Source organism: Aliiroseovarius sp. xm-d-517, from assembly GCF_013283135.1.
GTDB classification, from domain to species: domain Bacteria; phylum Pseudomonadota; class Alphaproteobacteria; order Rhodobacterales; family Rhodobacteraceae; genus Aliiroseovarius; species Aliiroseovarius crassostreae.
On sequence record NZ_WBXT01000001.1, the window covers coordinates 510,682 to 534,640 of the forward strand.

20 protein-coding genes and 2 tRNA genes are annotated in these 23,959 nt (G+C 58.4%); 9 read left to right on the forward strand and 13 right to left on the reverse strand.

Annotated elements, in window-relative coordinates:
• Window positions 1-176: 176 nt before the first annotated feature.
• Together XMD517_RS02420 and XMD517_RS02425 are read left to right on the forward strand one after the other, a co-directional pair.
• Complete coding sequence (locus tag XMD517_RS02420; protein WP_173487187.1) at window positions 177-1,646, forward strand: leucyl aminopeptidase; 1,470 nt, start codon at window positions 177-179, stop codon at window positions 1,644-1,646.
• A 4-nt stretch (window positions 1,647-1,650) separates the two neighbouring features.
• A complete protein-coding gene (locus XMD517_RS02425) occupies window positions 1,651-2,157 on the forward strand; it encodes a DNA polymerase III subunit chi (RefSeq protein WP_173487186.1) in 507 nt (168 codons plus the stop codon).
• Window positions 2,158-2,328: 171 nt separating this feature from the next.
• Here the strand turns inward: XMD517_RS02425 and XMD517_RS02430 are convergent, their stop codons facing one another.
• From XMD517_RS02430 to XMD517_RS02440, 3 genes are all read right to left on the reverse strand, one after another.
• Window positions 2,329-2,910 (reverse strand): TIGR02281 family clan AA aspartic protease, encoded by a 582-nt coding sequence (locus XMD517_RS02430; RefSeq protein ID WP_173487185.1) that lies wholly within the window; start codon window positions 2,908-2,910, stop codon window positions 2,329-2,331.
• A gap of 142 nt (window positions 2,911-3,052) precedes the next feature.
• Window positions 3,053-3,685 carry a MarC family protein gene (locus XMD517_RS02435; protein ID WP_173487184.1) on the reverse strand — a complete coding sequence of 211 codons (633 nt, stop codon included), beginning with the start codon at window positions 3,683-3,685 and terminating at the stop codon, window positions 3,053-3,055.
• Window positions 3,685-5,535, reverse strand: a complete 1,851-nt coding sequence (locus XMD517_RS02440) for an ABC-F family ATP-binding cassette domain-containing protein (protein ID WP_173487183.1) — start codon at window positions 5,533-5,535, stop codon at window positions 3,685-3,687. Before XMD517_RS02440 ends, XMD517_RS02435 begins: the two co-directional genes overlap by 1 nt.
• 132 nt (window positions 5,536-5,667) lie before the next feature.
• Here XMD517_RS02440 and ndk point away from each other — a divergent pair, with 132 nt between their 5' ends.
• Window positions 5,668-6,090 (forward strand): nucleoside-diphosphate kinase, encoded by a 423-nt coding sequence (gene ndk / locus XMD517_RS02445; protein WP_055192699.1) that lies wholly within the window; start codon window positions 5,668-5,670, stop codon window positions 6,088-6,090.
• Between the two features lie 82 nt (window positions 6,091-6,172).
• On the opposite strand, the gene XMD517_RS02450 is transcribed toward ndk, so the two are convergent.
• The 4 genes from XMD517_RS02450 to XMD517_RS02465 all read right to left on the reverse strand — a co-directional run bounded on the left by XMD517_RS02450 (window position 6,173) and on the right by XMD517_RS02465 (window position 7,950).
• Window positions 6,173-6,520, reverse strand: coding sequence for a TfoX/Sxy family DNA transformation protein (locus tag XMD517_RS02450; RefSeq protein WP_173487182.1), 348 nt, complete (start codon window positions 6,518-6,520; stop codon window positions 6,173-6,175).
• Between the two features lie 39 nt (window positions 6,521-6,559).
• Window positions 6,560-6,712: a hypothetical protein gene (locus XMD517_RS02455; RefSeq protein ID WP_173487181.1), complete on the reverse strand. Its 153-nt coding sequence runs from the start codon at window positions 6,710-6,712 to the stop codon at window positions 6,560-6,562.
• Between the two features lie 301 nt (window positions 6,713-7,013).
• Window positions 7,014-7,640 (reverse strand): hypothetical protein, encoded by a 627-nt coding sequence (locus XMD517_RS02460; protein WP_173487180.1) that lies wholly within the window; start codon window positions 7,638-7,640, stop codon window positions 7,014-7,016.
• 67 nt (window positions 7,641-7,707) lie between these two features.
• Window positions 7,708-7,950 (reverse strand): hypothetical protein, encoded by a 243-nt coding sequence (locus tag XMD517_RS02465; RefSeq protein WP_173487179.1) that lies wholly within the window; start codon window positions 7,948-7,950, stop codon window positions 7,708-7,710.
• Between the two features lie 609 nt (window positions 7,951-8,559).
• Here XMD517_RS02465 and XMD517_RS02470 point away from each other — a divergent pair.
• Window positions 8,560-9,713 (forward strand): IS3 family transposase gene (locus XMD517_RS02470; RefSeq protein ID WP_371732405.1). Its coding sequence is split into 2 segments (ribosomal slippage): window positions 8,560-8,827 and window positions 8,827-9,713, totalling 1,155 coding nucleotides; the frame shifts between segments, so codons are not numbered across the junction.
• A gap of 456 nt (window positions 9,714-10,169) precedes the next feature.
• Here the strand turns inward: XMD517_RS02470 and XMD517_RS02475 are convergent.
• Window positions 10,170-10,244: transfer RNA gene (locus XMD517_RS02475), tRNA-Asn, on the reverse strand.
• Window positions 10,245-10,310: 66 nt separating this feature from the next.
• Window positions 10,311-11,327, reverse strand: a complete 1,017-nt coding sequence (gene torT / locus XMD517_RS02480; protein WP_173487610.1) for a TMAO reductase system periplasmic protein TorT — start codon at window positions 11,325-11,327, stop codon at window positions 10,311-10,313.
• Here torT and XMD517_RS02485 point away from each other — a divergent pair.
• A complete protein-coding gene (locus tag XMD517_RS02485) occupies window positions 11,326-14,190 on the forward strand; it encodes an ATP-binding protein (RefSeq protein ID WP_173487611.1) in 2,865 nt (954 codons plus the stop codon). The two genes, torT and XMD517_RS02485, sit on opposite strands and share 2 nt — an antisense overlap.
• Here XMD517_RS02485 and XMD517_RS02490 read toward each other — a convergent pair.
• Window positions 14,163-14,867, reverse strand: coding sequence for a response regulator (locus XMD517_RS02490; protein ID WP_173487612.1), 705 nt, complete (start codon window positions 14,865-14,867; stop codon window positions 14,163-14,165). The two genes, XMD517_RS02485 and XMD517_RS02490, sit on opposite strands and share 28 nt — an antisense overlap.
• A gap of 151 nt (window positions 14,868-15,018) precedes the next feature.
• On the opposite strand from XMD517_RS02490, the gene XMD517_RS02495 reads away from it, so the two are divergent.
• The 4 genes from XMD517_RS02495 to XMD517_RS02510 all read left to right on the forward strand — a co-directional run bounded on the left by XMD517_RS02495 (window position 15,019) and on the right by XMD517_RS02510 (window position 20,775).
• Window positions 15,019-17,688 carry a molybdopterin-dependent oxidoreductase gene (locus tag XMD517_RS02495; RefSeq protein ID WP_173487613.1) on the forward strand — a complete coding sequence of 890 codons (2,670 nt, stop codon included), beginning with the start codon at window positions 15,019-15,021 and terminating at the stop codon, window positions 17,686-17,688.
• 313 nt (window positions 17,689-18,001) lie between these two features.
• Window positions 18,002-18,991, forward strand: a complete 990-nt coding sequence (dusA, locus tag XMD517_RS02500; protein WP_173487614.1) for a tRNA dihydrouridine(20/20a) synthase DusA — start codon at window positions 18,002-18,004, stop codon at window positions 18,989-18,991.
• A 132-nt stretch (window positions 18,992-19,123) separates the two neighbouring features.
• Window positions 19,124-19,942 carry a sulfite exporter TauE/SafE family protein gene (locus XMD517_RS02505; protein WP_173487615.1) on the forward strand — a complete coding sequence of 273 codons (819 nt, stop codon included), beginning with the start codon at window positions 19,124-19,126 and terminating at the stop codon, window positions 19,940-19,942.
• 203 nt (window positions 19,943-20,145) lie between these two features.
• Complete coding sequence (locus tag XMD517_RS02510) at window positions 20,146-20,775, forward strand: hypothetical protein (protein WP_368493381.1); 630 nt, start codon at window positions 20,146-20,148, stop codon at window positions 20,773-20,775.
• Window positions 20,776-20,877: 102 nt separating this feature from the next.
• Here the strand turns inward: XMD517_RS02510 and XMD517_RS02515 are convergent, their stop codons facing one another.
• From XMD517_RS02515 to XMD517_RS02525, 3 genes are all read right to left on the reverse strand, one after another.
• Window positions 20,878-21,381, reverse strand: coding sequence for an acyl-CoA thioesterase (locus tag XMD517_RS02515; RefSeq protein WP_173487617.1), 504 nt, complete (start codon window positions 21,379-21,381; stop codon window positions 20,878-20,880).
• Window positions 21,382-21,449: 68 nt separating this feature from the next.
• Window positions 21,450-21,523: transfer RNA gene (locus XMD517_RS02520), tRNA-Gly, on the reverse strand.
• Window positions 21,524-21,614: 91 nt separating this feature from the next.
• Complete coding sequence (locus XMD517_RS02525; RefSeq protein WP_173487618.1) at window positions 21,615-23,699, reverse strand: ASKHA domain-containing protein; 2,085 nt, start codon at window positions 23,697-23,699, stop codon at window positions 21,615-21,617.
• Window positions 23,700-23,959: the final 260 nt, after the last annotated feature.

Below are 23,959 nucleotides of genomic sequence, written 5' to 3' on the forward strand. Positions count from 1 at the left end.
TTGCTCTGACAGGTAGGAATGGCAAAAGAATGCCGCCCCCGGATGAAAAACCGGAAGGATTTGCAAGCGGAGAATGCCCCCTTCGAATCGCGGCGGTTTTGATCAATAGTCACGGTGGCGCGAACCGGTTGCAGGTTCAGTTGCGCCTCATTTGTTGCCCTTTGGAAGGAGTTCCCATGGCCACCCCGATCACCCCCCGCTTCATTGCCACCGACCTTGATGCCATTGCGACCCATGGCGGACGAATCGTGGTGATCGTTTCCGAGCCCGGAAAGCTCGACCCGGCCGCCCGCCGGGTGAACAAGCTCATGCGCGGTGCGCTGGCGCGATTTGCCTCAAGCGAGCGGTTTGAAAAGATGAAAGAGGGGGAAGCAGCGGAGCTGGCCTGGCCCACAGGTCTTGCCGCCGAGGCGGTTCAGGTGCTGCGCCTGTCAAAACGGTCCAAGGGCAATGCCATGCGCAAGGCTGGTGCGGTCATTGGTAAATCCCTGCTGGGCAAGGAGGTTCTGGTGCTCGCTGGCAATCGTCGGTTTGCTGACGAACTTGCGCTTGGGGCCTGCCTTCGCGCCTATGAATTCGTGGACCACATGTCCAAAGACGCCCAAGAAGGCGGCGCGTTGACCGTGATGGTCTCTAAGCCGGAAACCTTTGACGGCAAGGCAGAGCTGGCAGCCGCCCTGACTGATGGTGTGTTCTTCACCCGCGATCTGGTCAACGAACCCTCAAACATCCTGACCACCACCGAATTTGCCGACCGTCTGGTGGCGTTGAAAGAGCTTGGGGTTGAGGTCTCGGTCCTGGACGAGCCAGAGCTGGAAAAACTCGGTATGCGGGCGCTGCTGGGGGTCGGGCAGGGATCGGAAAGCCCGTCCAAGGTTGTGGTGATGAAATGGAATGGCGGTGAGAAAGACGCAGCCCCGCTGGCGCTGATCGGCAAAGGCGTGGTCTTTGACACCGGCGGGATCAGCTTGAAACCTGCGGCTGGCATGGAAGATATGACCATGGATATGGGCGGTGCGGGCACCGTCGCGGGCGCAATGAAAGCAATTGCCGGGCGCAAGGCCAAGGCAAATGTTGTCGGTGTTGTGGGGCTTGTGGAGAACATGCCTGATGGTCGTGCCCAACGCCCCGGTGACATCGTGACATCCATGAAGGGGGACACGATCGAAGTGATCAACACCGATGCCGAAGGGCGTTTGGTTCTGTGTGACATCATGTGGTATGCGCAGGAAACGTTCAGCCCGATGGGGATGATCGACCTGGCCACCCTGACCGGCGCGATCATCATCGGCCTTGGGCATGAAAATACCGGTGTGTTCTCAAACGATGACCCGCTTTGCAACGCGATGTTGAAGGCGGCGCAATCCGAAGGCGAAGGTGCTTGGCGCATGCCGCTGGGGGATGCCTATGACAAGCTGCTGAAATCGAACAAGGCGGATATGAAAAACGTCGGAGGCCGCGCCGCAGGGTCGATCACCGCAGCCCAGTTCCTGCAACGTTTCGTCAAAGAGGGCACCCCCTGGATTCACCTCGATATCGCCGGCACGGCGCAGACCGCAGGGGACACCACCTACGCGCCCAAAGGTGCCACCGGTTGGGGCGTTCTGGCCCTGAACCGTCTGGTGTCAGACCTGTTCGAAGGCTGATCCCATGTCTCAGGCGGCGGAGAATTCGGAGGGAAAAGACATCGCGCCAACAGGTGGCGAGGTCTTTTTCTACCACATGACCCTGACGCCGCTTGAGGCCACGCTGCCCGTGCTTCTCACCCGTTCGCTGCAAAATGGCTGGCGGGTGCTGGTGCGGGGGCGCAACCCGGAACAGCTGACCTGGCTGGATGAGAAACTCTGGCTGTCCCCGGAGGACGGGTTCTTGCCTCATGGGCGCGCCGGGGGGACGCATGATGCAGACCAGCCGGTGCTGCTGACCGAGGGGCAGGACAACCCAAACGGGGCCAACACGCTGATTTCAGTGGACGGGGCCGCGGTGAGCCCCGAAGAAATGACCGGGATGGAGCGTGTTTCCATCCTGTTTGATGGCAATGACCCGGACGCGGTCGCACATGCCCGCACCCAGTGGAAAGCGGTTGTGGCGGCGGGGTGCATTGCAAAATACTGGTCCCAGGACAGTGGACGATGGGAGCTGAAAGCAAGCTCCTGATTGGCGGCCCCCCCGTTATTTTCATCCGGTCCATTTCACCCCGGTTGCGTTTCGGCTGCGGGCACGGGTGGGCCGGGGCCCGTGAACCGGGCCCTGTGAACAGGAACGGTGAAGCTGGATGGAAGGGGGCCAAGCGGGACCGAATGCGCCCACTTGCCGAAGGCCAGCGGTTCAGCGCGTCAGCACCAGCTGGTCGCGGCGGATCTCGATCTTGTCAAAGCGTTGCAGATAGCTGTTTCCAAGAAGAGATTGCGGCATCTCACCTTCATTGACCCAGACCTCAACCCCGTAATCGGTGATCCCTTCCAACTCAACCCGGGCAATATTGGCCGGGGCCGTCCGGGTGGTTCCATTGGCGGTCAGCGCGCGGCCAAAATAGCGCAGGCTGGATGGATCAACCCCGGCGCGCTCGGCATCCTCTTTGGTCAATACGACATTGCTCGCGCCCGTATCAACAATGAAATCAATCGGTTGCCCGTTCATCTTGAGCTGAATGTAGAAATGTCCATCAAAGGCTCGGGGCAACACAACCTGCCCGGAGGTCTCAATAAAGCTTTGTTTGGGGGAAATGTCATTTCTGATGTCATTCCACAACCCAACCCCAGCCATGGCGCCAATGAAGATGAACACCCAGATCAGGGCATGGCGCAGGGTTTGTCCGAGGTTGAACCGGTTTTCGGAGATGAAATACCCGGCCACCGCTGTCAGCAGCAGCGCGAGATAGGCCAGACGTCCAATGTCATCAGCGGTCATTGCATTCCTCCGTCCCCGAAATATAGGAACGGTGCGTGGAATTGTCATCGGGGCGGGGCAAAATTGTCGCCTCGTGCCGTGTTTTGCTGTCTCGGTCACAGGCCAAAGACGCAATCTTTTCCATACGGTTGTCTGATCTCAGTCAGCCCATGCCAAACAGGCCAAAATCCTTCAGCCCGTCCAGCACAAACTGCACCGCCAACGCGGCAAGAAGCATGCCAAGCAGGCGCGTCAGCACCGTGATCCCGGTTTCACGCAACACCCGTTCAAGCAGGTTGGCGGCAAAGAAAAAGACCAATGTGATCAACAGCACCATCGCCATGACCACCAGGGCAAGCATCACACCGGAATACCCGTCCCCTTCGCCGGATAACAGGATCATGGTGGCGATCGCCCCCGGACCTGCCATCAACGGCATGGCAAGGGGAAAGACCGACGGGTCATCTTCGGCATCAATGGTTTTCTCGGACGTGTCCTTGCGCCGTTTGGTGCGCCGCTCAAACAGCATATCGAGCGCGGTCAGCAGCAATAGGATCCCACCGGAAATACGAAAAGCGGCCATGGAAATGCCCAAAAACCCAAGCACATTGTCGCCAAGAAAGGCAAAGAGGGTGAGCAATACACCAGCCACCCCCGCCGCCCGCAACGCAATCACCCGGCGCTGGTGCGTGTTCATCCCTTGCGTCAGCGCAAGGAACAGCGGTGTCAGACCAATGGGGTCCATGACCACAAATAATGTCACGAAGGCCGGTAGGAAATACTGAAGATCGACCATCAAGCCTCTGCTTTCTCAAGGTTTTCCTGCGCCACCATCCACAGCTCCTCTGCGCGGTCCAGCCCGTTCATCACCTCGGCGTGTTTTTTCTGCCAAAGGGCGATTTCATCGGCTTTGCTGCCATCATAGAGGGTCGGATCCGCCAGTTTCTGATCGAGTTTATCTCGCATTTCCAAAAGCTTGTCCACGCGTGCCTCGCATTTGCGCGCCTCGGCTCTCAGGGCCAGCAAGGTATCCCGATCCGCGCGCTTGGCTTTTTCAGGTGCAGGTTTGGCGGGTTTCTTGGGGGTGTCCGAGGTCAGAAGGAGCTTGCGATAATCCTCCAGATCACCGTCAAACGGGGTGACGCGCCCTTTGCTCACAAGCCACAGACGATCCGCCACCAGCGACAGAAGATGCATGTCGTGACTGACCAGGACCACCGCGCCGGAATAGGCGGTCAGCGCCTCGACCAGGGCTTCGCGGCTTTCGATATCAAGGTGGTTGGTGGGCTCGTCAAGGATCAGAAGATGTGGCGCGTCCAGCGTGGCCAGAAGCAGGGTCAGCCGTGCTTTTTGTCCCCCCGACAGGCGCCGCACCTCGGTTTCGGCCTGTTCTGCGCCCAGGCCAAATCCCGACAGACGCGCGCGATGCTTTCCGGGCAATTCATCCGGGCGCAGGCGGCGCAGGTGCTCAATCGGCGTTTCATCGGGGTAAAGTTCGTCCATCTGATGCTGGGCAAAATAGCCGATCCGCAGCTTGGCGGATTTCACCATGCGGCCCGATTTCAGTTCCAGCCGGTCGGACAGGAGTTTCGACAGGGTGGATTTGCCCTGACCATTCTTGCCCAGAAGCGCGATCCGGTCATCCTGATCAATGCGCAGGCTCATCCGTGACAGAATGGTGGTCTCCCCATAGCCGGTTTCCGCGCCCTCCATGTTGATGATCGGAGGAGAGAGCTCTTCAGGTTCGGGGAAGCTGAACGCTTTCAAAGCCGCCTCTTGCGGCGTGGTGATCGGTTTCAGCTTTTCGATCATCTTCAGGCGCGACTGGGCCTGAACGGCTTTTGATGCCTTATAGCGGAAGCGGTCCACATAAGATTGCAGATGGGCCTTGCGTGCGGCGATCTTCTTGTTTTCGCTTTCCGCCGCCGCAATCCGCGCAGCCCGGGTTTCCGCGAATGTGTCATAGGGGCCGGAATAATAGGTCAGCTTGCGATCTTCGAGATGCAGGATGCCGCCCACCGCGCGGTTCAGAAGGCCCCGGTCATGGCTGACGATGATCACCGTATGGGGATATTTCGCCAGATATTGCTCCAGCCACAGCGCGCCTTCAAGATCGAGATAGTTGGTCGGTTCATCGAGCAGCAACAGATCGGGCTGGGAAAACAGCACGGCGGCCAATGCCACCCGCATCCGCCAGCCGCCGGAGAAATCGGCGCAGGGCAGGGCGTGCTGGTGGTCGTCAAACCCAAGCCCTTTCAGGATGGAAGAGGCGCGTGCTTCGGCGCTCCAGGCGTCAATATCTGCCAGGCGGGTCTGAATCTCGGCAATGCGTGTGGGATCGGTTGCAGTCTCGGCCTCCTGCATCAAGGTCGCACGCTCGGTGTCGGCCGCCAGAACCGTGTCCAGAAGTGAGGTGTCGCTGGCCGGAACCTCTTGGGCAACGCCGCCAATCCGTGCGCCTTTGGGCACCGAAATTTCACCGGTTTCCAGCGTCAGCTCGCCCCGGATCAGCCGAAATAGCGTGGTTTTCCCGGTGCCATTGCGCCCGACAAGACCCACCTTGTGGCCGTCGGGGATGGTGGCCGAGGCATGTTCGATCAGCGGGCGACCTTCGACCGCATAGGAGATATCAGAAATCTTCAACATGTTTCCCATGTGCCTGACCGCAGGCAAGGCGTCAATCGGCTCTTTTCAGACCGGCTTAGGCATGTTACGGGGGCGACCAAAGACATTGCCGATCCCGGCACCCGTGAAACATGCAGATAAATGAGGACCGACATGGCCATTCAACGCACCTTCTCGATCATCAAACCCGATGCCACCAAACGCAACCTGACCGGCGCCATCAACGCCAAGATTGAAGCCGCTGGTCTGCGCATCATCGCGCAAAAGCGTATCCACATGACCCAGAAACAAGCCGAAACCTTCTATGGTGTGCACAAAGAGCGCCCCTTCTTCGGTGAACTGGTCGAGTTCATGATCTCGGAACCGGTTGTTGTGCAGGTTCTGGAAGGCGAAGACGCGATCAAAGCCTACCGCACCGTGATGGGCGCCACCAACCCGGCTGACGCTGACGAAGGCACCATCCGCAAAGAGTTCGCCCAGTCGGTTGGCGAGAACTCGGTGCACGGTTCGGACGCTCCGGAAACCGCCGCAGAAGAAATCGCTTACTTCTTCTCGGGTCTGGAACTGGTGGGCTAAGCCACAGGTTCGATCCAGGTGATCAGCCCGGCCCCGGTAAGGGGTCGGGTTTTTTTGTGCGTGGCCCAGTTCATATCGCGTGTCAGCGCCGGGCGCGGACACCAATCTCGTCGAGGATCCGTTCAAAAGCCGCGTCATGGGCCAGATCGCTGATGGCCCCATTTTCCACCCGCGCCTTGATCTTGTCGAACCGCTTGCGCAGCTTGGCTTTCTCAGCACCCTGACAATCGTTCCATGGCCGACCCTGAAGTCCCATCACCATGGCGTAATATCCGATGAAATGTGGGGTGTGCCCGCTGTCGAGCAGCCGGAAATAGGCTTCATCCGGCCCAAGAGAGCGCAGCTCCTCCGCGCTGGTGATCCCGGCGCCGGCAAAGGCGTCATCGGAGGCGGGGCCGAGATTTCGAATGCTGGAAACAGGGTTGCTCATAGCCCGCAGATTAGCCTGAAATTCCGGCGGGAAAAAGGATCAGATACTGGCCCAGTCGGTGAAAACCACATCTGTTTCTTTGTCCTGAGGCGTGAGTTTCGCCTTGTCGCGTTTCGATGGCGGGGTAGGGTCGGATTTGTGCATCCGGCGCTCAGTTGCACCTTTTGGGTCAGGGGTACGGATCTTGGTCATGCTGCCTCTTCCTCCCCCCGGATCACTGTTTTTGCACAGGTTAAGGTTAACGCGGAAATGAGGCGGAAATGTGGCAAATATCTTGCGGTACCCCATTGCAATGTCTGGTTGCGGCGGGGCAAACCCGTCTTCCCGAGGTCATTCAGGGCGTTGAGTTCAAAGACGGGATCAAGCAACTTCAAACTATTGCCTGACGACGGCTGTCACCAACTTTTGGGTATTCCTCCAGTTCAACGACGCCTCTGTTTGTCTCATGCTCGAATGTAACTGTTACCATAGCTTTCACTCTCGCGTTGATTGCCTACTGTTTTCTGCGACCGTCTGAAATTTTAATGGTATCAAAATAAACACCGTCACGTTCTACTGCGTTGCTGGTCAAGAATTTGTTGCTTGAAATGAAAAGAAGCTCATCATTTCCGCGGCACTCAAGCATCTCACCAAAGACTTGGTTTAACATTTGTTCGTTATGATAACGTCGCACTAAGCTGGGCATTAATGGGCTATCAAGCAGATAATACTCGTGATCCTCTGCGCATCTGGCTAAGATTTTTGCAGCAGAATTCCAAAATTCCTTCTCAGGGCATCCCTCAAACTCCAAACAGGTCGAAACGAGGTCAACAGCTCTTTTCAGAAGCGCTTCAGGCCTTTTATCGGAATCGAATTTCTGGGCGCGCGGCGTCACGCCAGTACCGCCACCCACGGTTGGTATAAAGACGTCAAGTTGGTCATCAAAGGTTAGCTGAAGGATGTCGCGTTGGTCTTTTTGGGCGGTGGAGACCACGACGGGTTGTTGAACGCAAATTGACTTCACTTCAGATCCCGCAAAACCGGTGACGACGCAGCTCATCCCCCCTTCGGCAGGCTCACCAGCGGCGACAGATACTCCTACCAATAGGATTGCAGCCCCATGTCTGACGTCAGACAGCATACGTCGCTGTTACAGCATTGCTGTAGACACTGTTTTCTTCTTCAGCCATAAATCAGCTCTCTTCAATTCACTTTTGATCAACTAAAGTTAGGATCCCCCAAAGATAGGCGACCGGAATGACAATAGGGACAAGCCGTGTCGTCCAAACAGAATATCTTATTGATTCCACCCACCAATCCGGATTTTCAATCAAAAGATAAAGAGCATAGCTTTCAACAACCGCGCATAACAATGTCCATTTCAGCACATTCTTTCGCTTCTCTCGCCATGCCCATCGAATTCGATCAAGAAATGACATTCCACTTTTCATGACAGTCCACCTTTTTGCCGCATATTCTATTATCCTGAGACATTTCCCCCATCAACGCTTCTGCCAAATACAGAGATCGCCTAAGTCGCTGTTGCAGCATTGCTGTAGACACCGTTCTCTTCGTTCAGCCATAAACTAACTCTCTTCAATTCGTTTTTGATCAACGAGGGTAAGAACACCCCAGATATAAGTGAGCGGGAGTATTAGCGGGAGCAACCTTATTATCCAAACAGAGTAAAGTCGTCCTTCCACCCACCATTCTGGATGCACAAACAGAACGTAGAGCGCAAAAATTTCCAAAATTCCATAGACTAGCGTTATCCGAGCTACCAAACGTGGTTTTTCTCTGAGAGCCCATTTCAGTCGGTCGATAAGTGACATTTTTTGCTCATATATATTTATCCATTCCCAATATTTTCGCCCATCTAAAGCTTCCGCCGACGAATTAATACGTCACCCTGTTTTGAAACATCAGCGCATGGCGTGTCTCATCAGAAATCGCCCGCTCCACAATCTTGCGCACTTTGTCTGAGCTACCCCCTGACATTCGGACACTGACGTAAGCTACGATTTGTTGTCTGCTGGTCTTCGATGAGAAGGAGATCAGAGATGTCGAAACGGAAGAACCATTCGCCGGAATTCAAGGCGAAGGTGGCGCTTGAGGCGCTGAAGGGTGAACAGACGGTCGCTGAGTTGGCGAGCCGGTTTGGCGTCCACCCGACGATGATCCACAGTTGGAAGCGGGCGCTCTTGGAAGGTGCGTCCGGCGTCTTTGAGCGCGGCGGCAAGAAAGCCCCTGAGATTGACGAGGAGCAGGTCAAGGAACTGCACGCGAAGATCGGGGAGCTGGCCGTGGCCAACGATTTTTTGTCACGAAAGCTCAAGCCGTGGATCGGCAAGTGAGACGGAAGATGGTTGAGCCTGCCAATCCCGACCTGTCCATCGGCAGGCAGTGCAAGCTGCTGTCGATCTCGCGCTCGTCGTTCTACTACCAGCCCAAGGGCGAGACGGCGCTGAATCTGATGCTGATGCGTCAGATCGACGAGCAGTTCCTGGAAACGCCGTTCTTTGGTGTCCGGCAGATGACCTGGCACCTGCGCAATGAGGGCCATCTGGTGAACGAGAAGCGCATCCGGCGGCTCATGCGGCTGATGGGCCTGATGCCGATCTACCAGAAACCCAACACCAGCAAGGCAGCGAAGGGGCACAAGACATATCCTTATCTGCTGCGAGCTTTGCGAGTGGGTCGGCCCAATCAGGTCTGGGCAGCAGACATCACCTACCTGCCGATGCGGCGCGGGTTCCTGTATCTGGTGGCGATCATCGACTGGCACACCCGCAAGGTGTTGGCCTGGCGCATATCGAACACACTGGAGGCGGACTTCTGCGTCGAAGCGTTGAACGAGGCCATCGCCAGGTTTGGCCCACCCGAGATCATGAACACCGACCAGGGCAGCCAGTTCACGTCCTGCGCCTGGACCGACAGCTTGCGGCGATCAGGTGTCCGCATATCGATGGACGGCAAAGGGCGCTTCCTCGACAACATCTTCGTGGAACGCCTCTGGCGGAGCATGAAATACGAGTGCGTCTATCTGCACGCCTGGGAAACCGGATCAGAGGCGAAAGCCGGCGTCGGTAAGTGGATCGAGTTCTACAACCGCAAGCGCCCCCATTCCGCCCTTGGCGGCAAACCCCCAGCCGTGGTCTATTGGCTGAGAAAAAACAAAACCAAACCCGATCAGCAGGAGCAGAGAGTAGCTTAACTTACGCCCGACACTGTCCAAACTTCGGGGAGTAGCTCAGTCGCCGCTAAACGGAATATAGCCAAACCGACTTTCCGCATGTGTTTCGCGGGCAAGGTCAACGATTTTCGGATTGTCAGCATGATCCCGCAGCACAGGAAAACGAAGCGGCTGGCTTGGCGGGCTTTCAGGTTCGGGAACGTTCAAAACGCTGGAAATGGGCTGCACGGATCACCTAACACAAACTTCGCGCATAGATTGAATGGCTTTCCGGGACGATGTCAATGTCGCTTGAGTGATGATCGCTCATCTCGAAACCGGGGACATAATCGCGCTGACCAGGGAAATTCACCTATCGCAATAGTGCCACAGGCGAACCTGCTTCCAAATGCGTCCCATGAGTTTTGGCGCCTGAATTGATCAACCCGATGCAAGATACAAAAAAGCCCTCAAGCTGTTGAGCTTAAGGGCTTTTCTTGGCTCCGGCGGTAGGGATCGAACCTACGACCAATTGATTAACAGTCAACTGCTCTACCGCTGAGCTACGCCGGAACTGAGCCGGTGTATAGCTTTCGCCGTTTCCCGCTGCAAGAGGGGAAATTCACTTTATTTCGAAAATTATTCAAGCCCGAGATTGAGCCCCGCCGGTGAAAGGGGAACCGGGATTTGGGTGATATTGTCAGTGGTTATCAGCTTGATTTCCGGGCCAATCACATCCGTGCGAAACAGGCCCGGCTTGGCGATAAGGGCCAGGCGGATCCCGAGACGCCCTTGTGCGACGGGATCGTCAAAGGCCACCGCCTGCACCGTTCCGTTTTGAAGACCCCGGCGCACGGAATGGCTGATATAGGTTGCGATCAGCTCTGGAAAAGTGCTGTTTGTCACGGCGGCCAGCCCCATGGCGCCTTCAATGGCGGGGGCGCTGCCGATGATCATGTTGGCGTCGGGAGTGGTCGCAAGCGCCGCTTCGGTGGCACGAAGCTGTTCGCGTGCGCCTGTGTCCGAGCGTCCGATCCGTGCGATCTTTACAGCCGAAGCGGCCATCGCTTCTGCCAGACCCTTTTCCAGCAGGGGGGACCAGCCCGACGCGGCCGGACCGGTGATCAGAAGGGCGGTTCGGGTGGGGCCGCCCGCCGGGTATCGCGCCGAAAGGTGGCGCCCGATGGCCCGGCCCATATCGGTCCAGTCGACACCGACGCTGCCGCTGAGGGCAGGGGAATGCAGGGCGTTGACCAGGGCAATGACCGGCACGTCCCGCGCGGTGCGGTCTACCGCCTCCAACAGGCGCGGATCGTCAGCGGACACGGCCCCCAGCAGGATGGCGCGTGCCCCGGAGCGCACGCAGCTGTCCAATAGGTCGATCTGGCGGATCAAGGCGTGATAGCCACCACTTTCAAAGGTCAGCAAGCCGACATTCTGCGCGCGGGCTTCCTCGATCAGCCCATGTCCCACGCTCAGCCAGTATTCGTCTTTGAAATGAGGGACCACCACGCAGATCTGCGCGGCCTCGGTCGGGGGTGGAGCCTCTGACACCGGGGATTGTGCCCGGATCGGATCCGCGACAGAGAGTGCCATGACGGACAGGGCCATGATCACGATTGCGGCTCTCAATTTTGCGCCATAAGCTTGCCCCATGAAGCCTACCCGTTTTGACCAGCAATTGCTGCGTGCGTTTTCGTTTATTGTTGGCCTGTCATTTCTGGCCAGCCTGATTGCGATTGCGTCAAATGTCTATCTGTCCACTCAGCAAAGATCCTTGATACAGGACAATATGCCCGCCGGGGCGCTGGCGCGAAAGATCGTTGATGCGTCCAGTTTCATCACCGCTCTGGCCCCGTCCTTTTCAGATGTGCAGTCCCAGACGGATCTGGATCGTCTGGTTGGCGCGCTTGAAAATGAACTTGCCGGGATTGAAGGTGATTTGTCAGAGCTGGAGGACCTGTTTCCGAAAGCGGCCCGCACCGAAGATCTGGCTGTGCTCGATGGGGTGCGCGATACGGTCAAGGCCCTCACCGCGATCAGCCATCGTCGGTTGCTGGCGCGTGACCTGCTTGAGCAGCGTCAGGCGCAGACCCAGGAGCGCATGGCCCGTCTGGGTGAAATCCTCGCGGGGCAGACCGATATTGCGCGGGTTGGGGTGACCACTACCATTGCCGATCTTTTCAACACGGGGAACGGCACGTCCCAGGACTGGCGAACCAGGCTCAATCATCTCGCTGATGTGGATTTCTTTTCCTATGACCGCCATGTCGAGCTGAGCGATGCGATTGAAAAAGCCCGTATTCTGATGTTGCAGGTGCCCTTTCAGATCAGTCCGAACGGGCTGCAGCTCCTGTCTGAACAGATCGGCAGGGAAATCGCGTTTTCGCAAAACAGGATCCGTTTTGTCACCTCACGCACCGCGCGCACGGATATGGCGCTTCTGCTCGATCAGCTGCAACAGGAGTTGCGCGATGGCGGCAGTGTTGCGTTGCAGTCCGAGGTGATCCGGGCGCGCGGGGATCTGGCCAACCAGGTTCAGGTCCTGCGCGGCCAGACCAGCGCGGTGGGGCAGATCACCGATACGCTGATGCAGGCGGTGCAGAGCCGGGTGCTGTCTGCGCAGAAAGAGGCGCAGGCGCTCAGTCGTGACATCGCCTTTGGGCTGATCCTCCTGATGGGGGGGCTTGCGGTGGCTGCGGTCTTTTCCTGGCGTTTTGCCCGCAACAACGTTGTGCGCAGGCTGCGTGTGGTGGCGGAACACATCGACGCCCTGGCGCATGAGGATTACGGGCGGGATATCCCGGTATCCGGGCCGGATGAGATTGGCAATATGGAACGGTCGTTGCACGTCCTGCGCGGGCGGGCCGCGCGGGCGCGGGCCCTTCGTGACGAGCTGGAAACAACCGTTCAGGAACGCACCGGGCAGATCGTGACGGAGATGAAAGCCCATGATGCGGCGCGGGCCGAGGCCGAAGCTGCCAACCGCGCCAAATCCGAATTCATGGCAATGATGAGCCATGAGATCCGCACCCCGCTCAATGGGGTGATAGGCATGCTGCGCCTGTTGGAAAGCGAGATGCCGAATGAGCGGCAGGGCGGCAAGCTGACAACAGCCCGTGTCTCTGCAGAACATTTGCTGACCCTGACCAATGACATTCTGGACTATGCCAGCACGGAAAGCCGGCGCTTGCAGCTTCAGGATGTGCATTTTGCGCTGAGCGACCTGATGGGGCAGTTCGCCACCTATCTTTCCGCCGGGTGCGAGGCGAAAGGTCTGGGATCCGGCGTGGTCCTGTCACCGGCTGCGCCAGAGTTTCTGAAAGGGGATCTGGCCAAGATCCGGCAGGTGGTTGTGAACCTTCTGTCCAATGCGATCAAATACACGCCCGAGGGGCGGGTGGATCTGCTTGTGGATTATGCGCAGGACGTTGAACGTGGTGGATATGTTCTCAGTTTTCAGGTGGTGGATACCGGGATCGGCATCGCCGCGTCGGATCTGGATTATATTTTCGACGCCTATGGACGTGGGCAGGTTCGGGATGTGGGCAATATCCAGGGCATGGGGCTGGGCCTGTCAATCTCGCGCCGCCTGACCGAGATTCTGGGCGGGTTGCTCAGTGTCGAAAGCGAACCGGGGCAGGGCGCCCGCTTTACCCTGACCGTGCCGCTTCAGACCGGGGATGCGGCCGAGGTTGACCAGCACCTCGAAACTGCCTTGCGGGCGAAGCTTGGTAAAACCGTGCTGCTGGTCGAAGACAATGCGGTCAACCGGATGGTGGCGCGCGGATATCTGGATCGGTTGGGCTGTCAGGTGATCGAGGCTGAAGACGGGGGGCAGGCGTTTGATCTGGCGGCCAAGAATAGGGTCGATCTGGTGCTGCTTGACCTCGACCTGCCTGATATGCCGGGGCAGGAGGTTGCCTCCGGGCTGCGCGCGGATCTGCACCCTTGTCCGCCGATTGTCGCCCTGACCGCCCATAATATCACGGACACGCAGGAGGAGCGGGAGCGACTGGGAGTCGACGGTATTTTGACCAAACCTGTCTCCCCTCGGGCACTGGTCGCTTTGCTGGATAAAGCCGCTGCGGATGAGGCAGAGCCGCACTCGGCCGACGCGGTGCACCAGAGTTTGCCAGACGAAAACGCCACCCTGACGGGTCTGAGGGAAGATGTGCAGGAATTGGGACAAGAGCTTGTCGAAGACATTCTGTCGGAGTTTTTTTCTCGTGCGGAAGACGCCCGTGAAAGCATTTTCTTGGCGCTGGGGGAGAATGACCATGAGGCCGCGCGCAAGGCAGCCCATCGCCTCAGGGGGGCGGCGTCGAATTTTCACCTGACCCACCTGTGCCGTCTCCTGACTGACATCGAAGAGCGGTCGCGCGATCAGGCGGAGATATCCGATTTGCGGTCCCGTTTTACCGATGTGTTTCAAACATCCATGGCGCAGATTTCTGCGGCCGCAGGGGCCTTGAACCTACGCTCTGACACTCAGTCGTCGCCGGGGACAAACAGGTAACCTTCGCCATGCACCGTCAGGATGAATTCGGGCTGTGAGGGATCCGTTTCGATCTTCTTGCGCAGCCGCCCGACCAGGACGTCAATGGTGCGGTTGTCCGGCGCCCATTGGCGGTGCTGTATCAGATCCAGCAGCCGGTCCCGTGACAACACCACGCCCGGATGCCGTGTGAAGGCGTGCAGCAGCTCGAATTCCGCGCGGGTCAGGGGCTCGTTTGTGCCATCTTTCCCGACCAGCCTTCGACGCATATGGTCAAATCGCCATGGCCCGATTTGGGCCACCGGTTCAGGGGGCGGGGTGACTTGGCTAAGGTCGCTGATCCGAACCAGAAGGTTCTTGATCCGGGCAAACAGCTCTCGTTTGTCGAACGGTTTGGTGACGTAATCATCTGCCCCCATTTCCAAACCGATGATCCGGTCGATCTGATCATCACGCGCGGTCAACAGGATGATCCCTGCCTTGGATTTCGCGCGCTGTTCGCGGGTAATGGTCAGTCCATCTTTGCCATCAAGGTTGATATCGACAAGCAGCAGGTCCGCCGGGTCGCGCGCAAGGATCTCTTCCATCTGCGCTGCGTCTTCGGCTTCTGAGACGCGATACATCTGTTTGCGCAACTGGGCGCCAAGGCGGCGACGGGTCACGCTGTCGTCTTCAACGATGAGGATATGCTGGGCCATATCTTTTGTTAGCCAATAAAACAGCAGCTTCCCAGCCAAATTTACATTCTTTAACATCTTCGCACCGCCTGTTTACCGGCCTTGGAAGACCGGTTCACACGGGCTTTCTAAGGTGGGGGCAATCGGAATTTCCTGAAGACAGGAGGTCAAAATGTCTTATTCCACCCCGACCCGCCGCGCGTTCCTGCAAGGCAGCGCCGCCGCCTTTGGTGCCACCAGCCTGATGGGGTCCACCGCCCTGGCGTCGATCGACCCGAACAGTTTTTCGGACCGCGTCTTTCACGCCAGCCATTTTGGCCCGTTCGAAGCTGTTGTGCGTGACGGCAAGCTTGTCGGCATCAACACGATGATGGAGCTGGATGCCCGGCCCACCGAAATGCTGACCTATGGTGTGATGGACCGCACCTATGACAAGACCCGGATCAACTATCCCATGGTGCGCAAATCCTATCTGGAAGGATGGGAGACAGGCGACATCAAGCCCGAACTGCGCGGGCGCGAAGAATGGGTGCGTGTCGATTGGGACACCGCCTGGTCGCTGGCGGCCAAGGCGTTGCTGGACACCGCCTCCAACCACGGAAACGAAGCCATTTTCAGCTCGTCTTACGGCGGTTGGTCAAACGCGGGCGTGTTCCGCCCCAACGTGCTGCAGGGCCGTCTGCTGAACCTGATGGGCGGTTGCACCAACACTGCAGGGGACTGGTCCGCCGGTGCCGGTCAGGTTGTCATGCCACATATCATTGGCGACATGGAGGTCTATTCGGCGCAGTCCGCATGGGAAACCATTCGCGACAACACTCAGGTCTTCGTTCTGGTCGGCTGTGACCCGATCAAGAACAACCGGATCGAATATCGCGTGGCCGACCACGGAATGTATGCCCATTGGGAAGAAATCCGCGACAATGGCGTGAAATTCATCTCGATCAACCCGCAACACACCGCAACAGATACGTTCCTGGGCGCCGAGCGCACCGCGATCATCCCCAACACCGACACCGCGCTGTTCCTGTCCATGGCGTATCACGCGCTGGAAAACGGCTGGGATGACCAGGAATACATGGCGAAATACACGGTCGGTGCCGACAAGTGGATTGCCTATGTGAAAGGGGAAACGGACGGTGTGCCAAAAACACCCGCCTGGGCCTCGGCAATCACCGGTATTGATGAACAGCAGATCAAGGATCTCTGTGAAACGATTGCCACCAACAACACCTGCATCGCGGGATCCTGGGCCATTCAACGTGCCCAGCACGGTGAGATGGCCTATTGGTCCATCGTCAACTTCCAGGCGCTGCTTGGGAAAATCGGTAAACCGGGGCAGGGTGTTGGCTTCAGCTGGCACTATGGCAATGGCGGTATGCCGCAAGGGGGCAATGCCACACCCGTTGGCATGAGCCAGGGCCGCAACTTCGTCAAGAAGATCGTGCCCGCCTCGCGCATCACCGAAGCGCTGGAAAATCCGGGAATGGAGTTCTTCTATAACGGACAGACCAACCAGTATCCCGACATCAAGATGATCTTCAACGCCGGCAACAACTTCATGTCGCACCAGCAGGACACCAACCGGTTGATCCGTGCGCTGCAGAAGGTGGAAACGATCGTGTCCGTGGATGTCTGGTGGACCGCGGCCACCCGTTGGGCCGATATCGTGTTCCCGGCGTCCTCGACGCTGGAACAAGATGACATCACCTCGGGCGGCACCTATTCGAATGACCGCGTCTACGCGATGAAGAAGGTGATCGAACCCATCGCCGACAGCAAACCGGATTATGAGATCTTCGAAGGTCTGGCCGACAAGCTGGGGCTGTGGGCACAATTCACCGACAGCGAAGACAAGATGTATCACATCAAGCTCGCCTATGAAGCCTCGGGTGCTGCAAAAGACCTGCCGTTTGAGGAGTTCTGGGAAAAAGGCTATGCCCGTATGCCGGTGCCCGCCGAGGCCCGTAAATGGACCCGCCACGGCGCCTTCTACGACGACCCGGAGGCGAACCCGCTGCATACCTCGTCTGGCAAGATCGAAATGTTCTGCGACACCATCGCCAGTTTCGAGCTGGAAGACTGCCCCGGCATGCCGATGTGGATGGAGAAACACGAATATCTTGGCAATGCCAAAAAAGGCCAGCTGCATGTCGTGTCACCCCACCCGTGGTTCCGCCTGCACAGCCAGATGGCCAACTCGGAACGTCTGCGTGACCTTTACATGGTGCAGGGGCGTGAGCCGGTGCGCATCAATGCTCAGGACGCAGCGGAACGTGGCATCGAAGACGGGGATCTGGTCGAGCTTTACAACAAGCGCGGCACGGTCATCGCGGGCGCCGTGGTGTCGGATGACATCATGCCCGGCGTGGTCTCGATCTACGAAGGCGGCTGGCCGCAACTGGACAGCAAGGGCCGCGACAACTCGGGTCTCGCCAACTTCCTGACCTCGACCCAGCGTGCATCGGGCCTGTCGGAAGCGACCACTGCCAACACGGCCCTGATCGAGATGCGCAAATGTGAGGACCCGGAAGGGCCGAACCGCGCCTATGAGCCGCCGGCCATCATCGACGATATGGACGTGGCAGAGATCGACAGTGACAAGCTGGGCCTGGAACGGCTGGAAGCCCTGACCTCTGCGCTTTACGCCGACATGACCCCCGGCGAAAAGATGTTCTTCGAACGCTGCACCGTCTGCCATGCGCCGCGTGAAGTGACCCACTACACCCAGCAGCAGTGGAAAGGCATCGTGCCCTCGATGTTTGAACGCGCCGGTCTGGATGACGGGGAACGCGCGCTGGTGATGGAATATCTGATGACCAATGCGGCAGATGCCAAGTGATTGATGATCAAAACTAAAACGGACAGGGGCGCGGTTCCTCACGCCCCTGTTCATCGGTCAGACAATCCCTGTGTTGCTCTGACCCCAGGCTTTCGGAGCACACTCTCCTCCCCGAAAGCAAAGCTCCGCCCTCGTCCCGGGCGGAGCTTTTTTCATAAGCGGGGGGTGGACAGCGTTTCGTCCGGACCAAAGGGGTGTGTCCCGCGCCGCCGCCTGTGGTAAACCGACCGTCAATCGAATCACGCCCAAGGATATCGCTGAGGATGGCGCAGATGACCTCCGGACGGGCGGACATGAAAACGGAGCTAACGCTTTGACACATAACGCACAAAAGGCTGCGCGTTTAAGCGTGGCGCCGATGATGGATTGGACCGATCGCCATTGTCGTTACTTTCATCGGCTGATGAGCCGCGAGGTTCTGCTGTATACCGAGATGGTGACATCCCCGGCGCTGGTGCGAGGGGGGGCGCTGCACCTGCTGGATCATGATGACACCGAACATCCGGTTGCCTTGCAGCTGGGAGGATCTGATCCAAAAGAGCTTGCCGCCGCGACAACACTTTGCGTTGAGCGCGGCTATGACGAGGTGAACCTGAATGTGGGTTGCCCGTCCGACCGGGTGCAATCGGGAACATTTGGGGCGGTTCTGATGCGCAATGCACCTTTGGTTGCTGATTGCGTTTCGGCCATGTTGGATGCATCTCAAGGCGTTGATATCACGGTGAAATGCCGAATTGGGGTGGATGATCAGACCCCCGAAGAGGTGCTGCCGGATTTCCTCGAAAAGATCTCGGCCACCGGGGTGACACGGATCACGATCCACGCGCGCAAGGCCTGGCTGAAGGGGCTCAGCCCCAAGGAAAACCGAGATATCCCGCCGCTGGACTACCCGCTGGTCCATCGGATGAAGCAACAATTTCCGCATCTGCATCTTTCGATCAACGGCGGGATCACCACGCTGGAAGAGGCGCAGGACCACCTGACGCGGATGGATGGGGTGATGATTGGCCGCGCGGCGTATCACAGCCCGGGTGAGGTGCTCTTGACCGCCGACCGAGATATCTATCATGCTGATGTAAAACCGAAATCCGGGCATCAGGTGGTTGAGGAGATGTATCCCTATATCGAACGCCAATTGGCGCAGGGCCTGCGGCTGAACGCGATTACCCGCCATATGCTGGGGCTGTTCAGCGGGCGCCCCGGTGCGCGTATGTGGCGGCGCAGCTTGTCTGAAGAAGCACATAAATCTGGGGCCGGGATTGACGTGGTGCAAAAGGCCCTGTCCTATGTGCCTGAAACCTAAAGCGTTTCCGAGTGAATGAGGGAGCATATCTTCCGTCGGAAACGCCCAGAACACTGACATCTTCCGGGTATTTCGACTTTTGTCATGATCCGGCACAACACCGAACCGCTTTCAAAGAAATAGGATCCTTCCATGCCTGACACTTTCCTGCTGATCCAGATGGCGCTGCTGTTGCTGATCATCGGGGCCGGCGCAGGTGTGTTGGCGGGACTGCTGGGGGTCGGCGGTGGTATCGTTCTGGTGCCCGCCTTTTATTACGCTTTCTTTACAATGGGATACGCGTCTGATCAGCTGATGCAGCTGTGCCTTGCCACATCGCTTGCAACCATTGTCGTGACCTCGCTCCGTTCGGTTCTGTCCCATCACAAGAAAGGGGCGGTGGATTGGGATGTGTTGAAAAGCTGGGCGCCGGGCATTGTCATCGGGGCGGTGATCGGGGTGCTGGCCGCAGCGGAACTCCGCTCCAGTATCCTGCAGATGATTTTTGCAATTTTAGCTTTGATCGTAGGAGGTTATCTGAGTTTCGGGCGCGCGGACTGGCGTCTTTCGGATGAGATGCCGAAAGCGGGTCGGCGGGCCGTTCTGTCCCCGTTGCTGGGGTTCCTCTCTGTTCTCATGGGGATCGGGGGGGGGAGTTTTGGGGTGCCGGTCATGACGTTGCACGGGTTTCCCATTCACCGGGCGGTTGCCACGGCGGCCGGGTTCGGATTGATCATCGCACTACCCTCGGTGATCGGCTTTCTGTTTGTGCCGGTGGCGATCGCACCGCCCCTGACCTTGGGTGCAGTGAATATTCCGACCTTCCTTCTGGTGATTATTATGACAATGATTACAACGCCATACGGCGTGAAGATCGCCCACTCGATGAACCCGAAGCCGCTCAAGAAACTGTTTGGTATCTTCCTCATTCTGGTGGCTCTGAACATGCTGAGAAAAGCTCTGGGCCTGTGACTGGGGCTGTGACAGGGACTATGACTGCGTCCAAGATTGCAACCATGAGAGAGCAATATCACAAGCGCGGCTGGTTGTGCTTTCCACACGACAAGGCCGTGCAGGCGTGGGTCCGCTCAGCCCAGCCCTTTGCGCGCAGGGCGTGTGAAGATCCACACCAGATAAGCCATTGGCTTCGTTGCGGAAAAACATGGTTTGTCGGGGTGAATGCCTTGCCCAATAATGGTGAGGGGCGGCTTGCCGATGGGGGGCCGTTGCAGGGGGCGTTGCGGGCCTTTGTTACGGCGGAACATGGCTGGTATCCGCTGGATCGTGGACAGGTCTCCATCACCTATCCCGGCTATCCAAAACGCGATGAGGGCGAGACGGAGGCCGCGCATCGGTTCCGGCGCAACCGCGCCTCGGCACATATCGACGGGGTCAAGCCAGAGCTGGCAGACGGCCAACGCTGTGTCGACGAAGCCCATGCTTATGTGATTGGAATTCCACTAAATAATTGTGGGGCAGGGGCGAGCCCTCTGGTTGTCTGGGACGGGTCCCATCTGATCATGCGGGCCGCGTTTGAAACCGCGTTGCAAGGGGTGCCCCCCGAACGGATGCGCCGCCACGACATCACAGAAATCTACCGGGACGCGCGGGCCAGGGTTTTTGAAACCTGCCGGAAAGTAGAGGTTCAGGCCGGGGTGGGGGAAAGCTATCTTTTACACCGCTTCACCCTGCATGGGGTTGCCCCCTGGCAAGAGGGCGCCAAGGCCCCACAAGAAGGGCGGATGATCGCCTATTTTCGCCCCGAATTTCCCGGCGGCATCGCTGACTGGCTGACCCTGCCCTGACGGGCGGGGGAGAGAAAACTTTAAAGTTTTTTCAAGTTCCAGAAGGCAAAGTTTAATCTTTTAAAGCTGCGCGACCCGAAATGTTAAAGATTTTGAAGCGGCTCAGCCCTGAATGGCCCCATCGCGCAGGAAACCCGCGACCGTTTCCGGGCGAAGGGCGCGTTTGGTCATGCCGTCCTGTTCCAATGTCACAATCACGCTTTCCGATCCGCACATCAAACTGCCCTCTACAAACACGCCGTACTCCATCACGAAAGAGGTGTTGCGGAAAGATTTGCAGCGCGCGGTGATCACGTAATTGTCGCCCAGATGCATCGGTTTGAAATAGCGCGCATAGTTCGTGGCCAGCACCACCTGCGGGTCGCCATCGGAATAGGTCGAAACATGGTAATGGGCGAAAAACGGAATGCGGATCGATTCAAACCAACGGAAATAGGCCACGTTATTGACGTGGTTGAGCGCGTCCAGCTCGTGAAACCGCACCCGGTCTGCAAGCCCGTAATGCCAGCCCTCCGGCACGCCCACGGATTGCATCTGCGCGGCATTCAAAGGGGTCACCAGCGGGATATGGGCGAAGGGGTCGGACTGGAGTGTAGGCTGGGACACGGCAGAAAATCCTCAATAATATCAATATGCAACGTGCGTGAGCACGTATCATCAATGTGCGGGGGGATTGGAGCGGGTAGCGGGAATCGAACCCGCACCTTAAGCTTGGGAAGCTCGCATGATACCATTTCACCATACCCGCGCTCGCGGACTGAGGTATGCGAACGCAAAGCGGACGTCAAGGAGGAAACCCTGACGCCCGGGTGATTTTTTATCTGGATCTGCTTGTGCGGTTATCCCCGGCGGCGCCGACGCCGTCCGCCGCCTTCGCCATCCCCGCCGCCGGTGTTGAAGCTGGGTTCGGGCAGGTCAACAACAGAGCGCAGGGTCGGGAAAGGATCCGAGGAGTTCGGCATCGCAGACGCATTGACGAAATGCTCCTGAAACCGGGGTTCAACCGCCGTTTCGATCTTTTCGATCTGCCGTACGAGGGCCTCGATCTCGCTCCGCGCGTCGCGATTGAGAAGCGCAATCCGCGCGCCGGTGCCGGCCGCATTGCCCGCAGAGGTTACCTTGTCCAAAGGCGCATCCGGGATCATGCCCAGAACCATCGCGTGTTTGGCCGAAATATGCGCCCCAAAGGCACCGGCCAGCACCACGCGGTCCACGTTTTCCACGCCGCGTTTGTCCATCAGCAACCGTGCGCCGGAGTAAAGCGCCGCCTTGGCCATCTGAATGGCGCGAATGTCGCCATTGGTCACGGTGATCGGTTTGTGGTCCTCGTTCCCGTCCCACAGGCGATAGGAATTGGTGCGCCCATCAAGGAAGCAACGGGATGTGCCGGTCTGCTCTGCTGAGCCGATCAACCCGCCCGCATCCACCAGCCCGGCGATGCGCATCTCGGCAATCACCTCGATAATGCCGGATCCGCAGATGCCGGTGATGCCGGTGGTGGCAATGGCGGCGTCAAACCCTTCTTCATCCGACCACAGCTCAGACCCAATCACGCGAAAGCGCGGTTCCTTGGTGACCGGGTCGATTTCGACCCGTTCGATGGCGCCCGGTGCTGCGCGTTGCCCGGAGGAGATCTGCGCCCCCTCAAAGGCAGGACCAGTGGGGGAGGAGCAGGCCAGGACGCCGTTTTTATCGCCCAGCAGGATCTCGGCATTGGTGCCCACATCGACAATCAGCACCTGGTCTTCGGACTTGTTCGGGGCCTCTGACAGGGCGACACCGGCGGCATCCGCCCCCACATGGCCAGCAATACAGGGCAGAATATAGGCGCGCGTGCCGGGGGCGATGGTCAGGCCCAGATCCGCCGCCGTCAGTTCCAGCGCGTCCGAGGTCGCGAGCGCAAAGGGCGCTTGCCCCAGTTCAAACGGGTCGATGCCCAAAAACAGGTGGTGCATGACCGGGTTCATCACGAAAACCGCATCAAGGATCTGCGTTTTCTCGATCTCCGCTTCCTTGGCGATGTCATCCACAAGGTCGTTCAGCCCGGCGCGCACCGCTTCTGTCATTTCCAGATCACCACCGGCATTCATCATTGCGTAAGACACCCGGCTCATCAGATCTTCACCAAACCGGATCTGCGGGTTCATCAGGCCGGAGGAGGCCACCACTTCGCCCGTCGACAGGTTGCACAGATGGCCTGCGATGGTGGTGGAGCCAAGGTCCACGGCAAGGCCAAAAACAGGCCCCTCGAAATAGCCGGGCCACAGGGCGACCACACGGGGGGTGCCCCCCGAATGCGGGCGGTGAATGGCGGCGGTCACCTTCCATTCGCCCTTGCGCAGAAGGGGTTGCAAAGGGCGCAGCAAATGGGTGTCGATCTCAAGTGCTGCGTGTCCGGTGGCGGATTTCAGCGCGGTCAAAAGCCGCTCCAGATCACCGGAAGGCTTGTGCATATCCGGCTCTTCCACCTCGACATAGGTCAGGTGAATGGTCGGGTTCAGCGTGATGTCGCGCAGTTCGGCGCGCTTGCGCACCACCTGTTTGTGAACCTGACTTTCCGGCGGCACGTCGATCACTACATCGCCCTGCACCTTGGCCTGACATCCCAGGCGCCGCCCTTTGGGCAGGCCGCGCAGGTTGTCATAACGTTCCTCGACCTTGTTCCAGTCGGACAGGGCGGTCTCGCTGACGGTCACCCCATGTTTGGGGAACTCGCCATAGCTCGGAGTGATCTGGCATTTCGAACAGACGCCACGCCCGCCACAAACCGAATCGAGATCCACCCCAAGCTGCCGTGCCGCAGTCAGAACCGGGGTGCCAACGGGAAAATGCCCCCGTCGGCCGGAGGGGGTGAAAATGACCAGCGGATCCTTCTCGTTGCCCGAGGTCGGACCGGTGTTCGAAGAGGTGTTTTCCTGAGACATGTCGCGCGTTTGTCCTGTTGTAGTCCGTTATCTGGAACCAATCTAAACAGGCCACAGGCCGCCGCAATGGCGAAAGGCGGCATAAATGGCCCAACAGCGGCAAAAGCCGTGAAATTGCGCCATTTTTCCACTCTGTTGCGACGGATATCAACCGGGTGGCAAACCGGGGGAGCTGAGGTTGATCAGGGGCGCGAAAATCCCGCCCCCAATCTGGGTGCCTTAGGCCAAATATGGACCCCGCGCGCCCTTCCTCTTGCCAC

Excerpts from the sequence above, each read along its gene's own strand:
- XMD517_RS02455 (WP_173487181.1), bottom strand. The coding sequence starts at position 6,712 with ATGACCAAGATCCGTACCCCTGACCCAAAAGGTGCAACTGAGCGCCGG.
- XMD517_RS02435 (WP_173487184.1), bottom strand. The coding sequence starts at position 3,685 with ATGGTCGATCTTCAGTATTTCCTACCGGCCTTCGTGACATTATTTGTG.
- XMD517_RS02425 (WP_173487186.1), top strand. The coding sequence starts at position 1,651 with ATGTCTCAGGCGGCGGAGAATTCGGAGGGAAAAGACATCGCGCCAACA.
- XMD517_RS02460 (WP_173487180.1), bottom strand. The coding sequence starts at position 7,640 with ATGCTGTCTGACGTCAGACATGGGGCTGCAATCCTATTGGTAGGAGTA.
- XMD517_RS02495 (WP_173487613.1), top strand. The coding sequence starts at position 15,019 with ATGTCTTATTCCACCCCGACCCGCCGCGCGTTCCTGCAAGGCAGCGCC.
- XMD517_RS02430 (WP_173487185.1), bottom strand. The coding sequence starts at position 2,910 with ATGACCGCTGATGACATTGGACGTCTGGCCTATCTCGCGCTGCTGCTG.
- XMD517_RS02420 (WP_173487187.1), top strand. The coding sequence starts at position 177 with ATGGCCACCCCGATCACCCCCCGCTTCATTGCCACCGACCTTGATGCC.
- XMD517_RS02465 (WP_173487179.1), bottom strand. The coding sequence starts at position 7,950 with ATGAAAAGTGGAATGTCATTTCTTGATCGAATTCGATGGGCATGGCGA.
- XMD517_RS02505 (WP_173487615.1), top strand. The coding sequence starts at position 19,124 with ATGCCTGACACTTTCCTGCTGATCCAGATGGCGCTGCTGTTGCTGATC.
- torT (WP_173487610.1), bottom strand. The coding sequence starts at position 11,327 with ATGGGGCAAGCTTATGGCGCAAAATTGAGAGCCGCAATCGTGATCATG.
- XMD517_RS02485 (WP_173487611.1), top strand. The coding sequence starts at position 11,326 with ATGAAGCCTACCCGTTTTGACCAGCAATTGCTGCGTGCGTTTTCGTTT.
- XMD517_RS02525 (WP_173487618.1), bottom strand. The coding sequence starts at position 23,699 with ATGTCTCAGGAAAACACCTCTTCGAACACCGGTCCGACCTCGGGCAAC.
- ndk (WP_055192699.1), top strand. The coding sequence starts at position 5,668 with ATGGCCATTCAACGCACCTTCTCGATCATCAAACCCGATGCCACCAAA.
- XMD517_RS02490 (WP_173487612.1), bottom strand. The coding sequence starts at position 14,867 with ATGGCCCAGCATATCCTCATCGTTGAAGACGACAGCGTGACCCGTCGC.
- XMD517_RS02440 (WP_173487183.1), bottom strand. The coding sequence starts at position 5,535 with ATGTTGAAGATTTCTGATATCTCCTATGCGGTCGAAGGTCGCCCGCTG.
- XMD517_RS02450 (WP_173487182.1), bottom strand. The coding sequence starts at position 6,520 with ATGAGCAACCCTGTTTCCAGCATTCGAAATCTCGGCCCCGCCTCCGAT.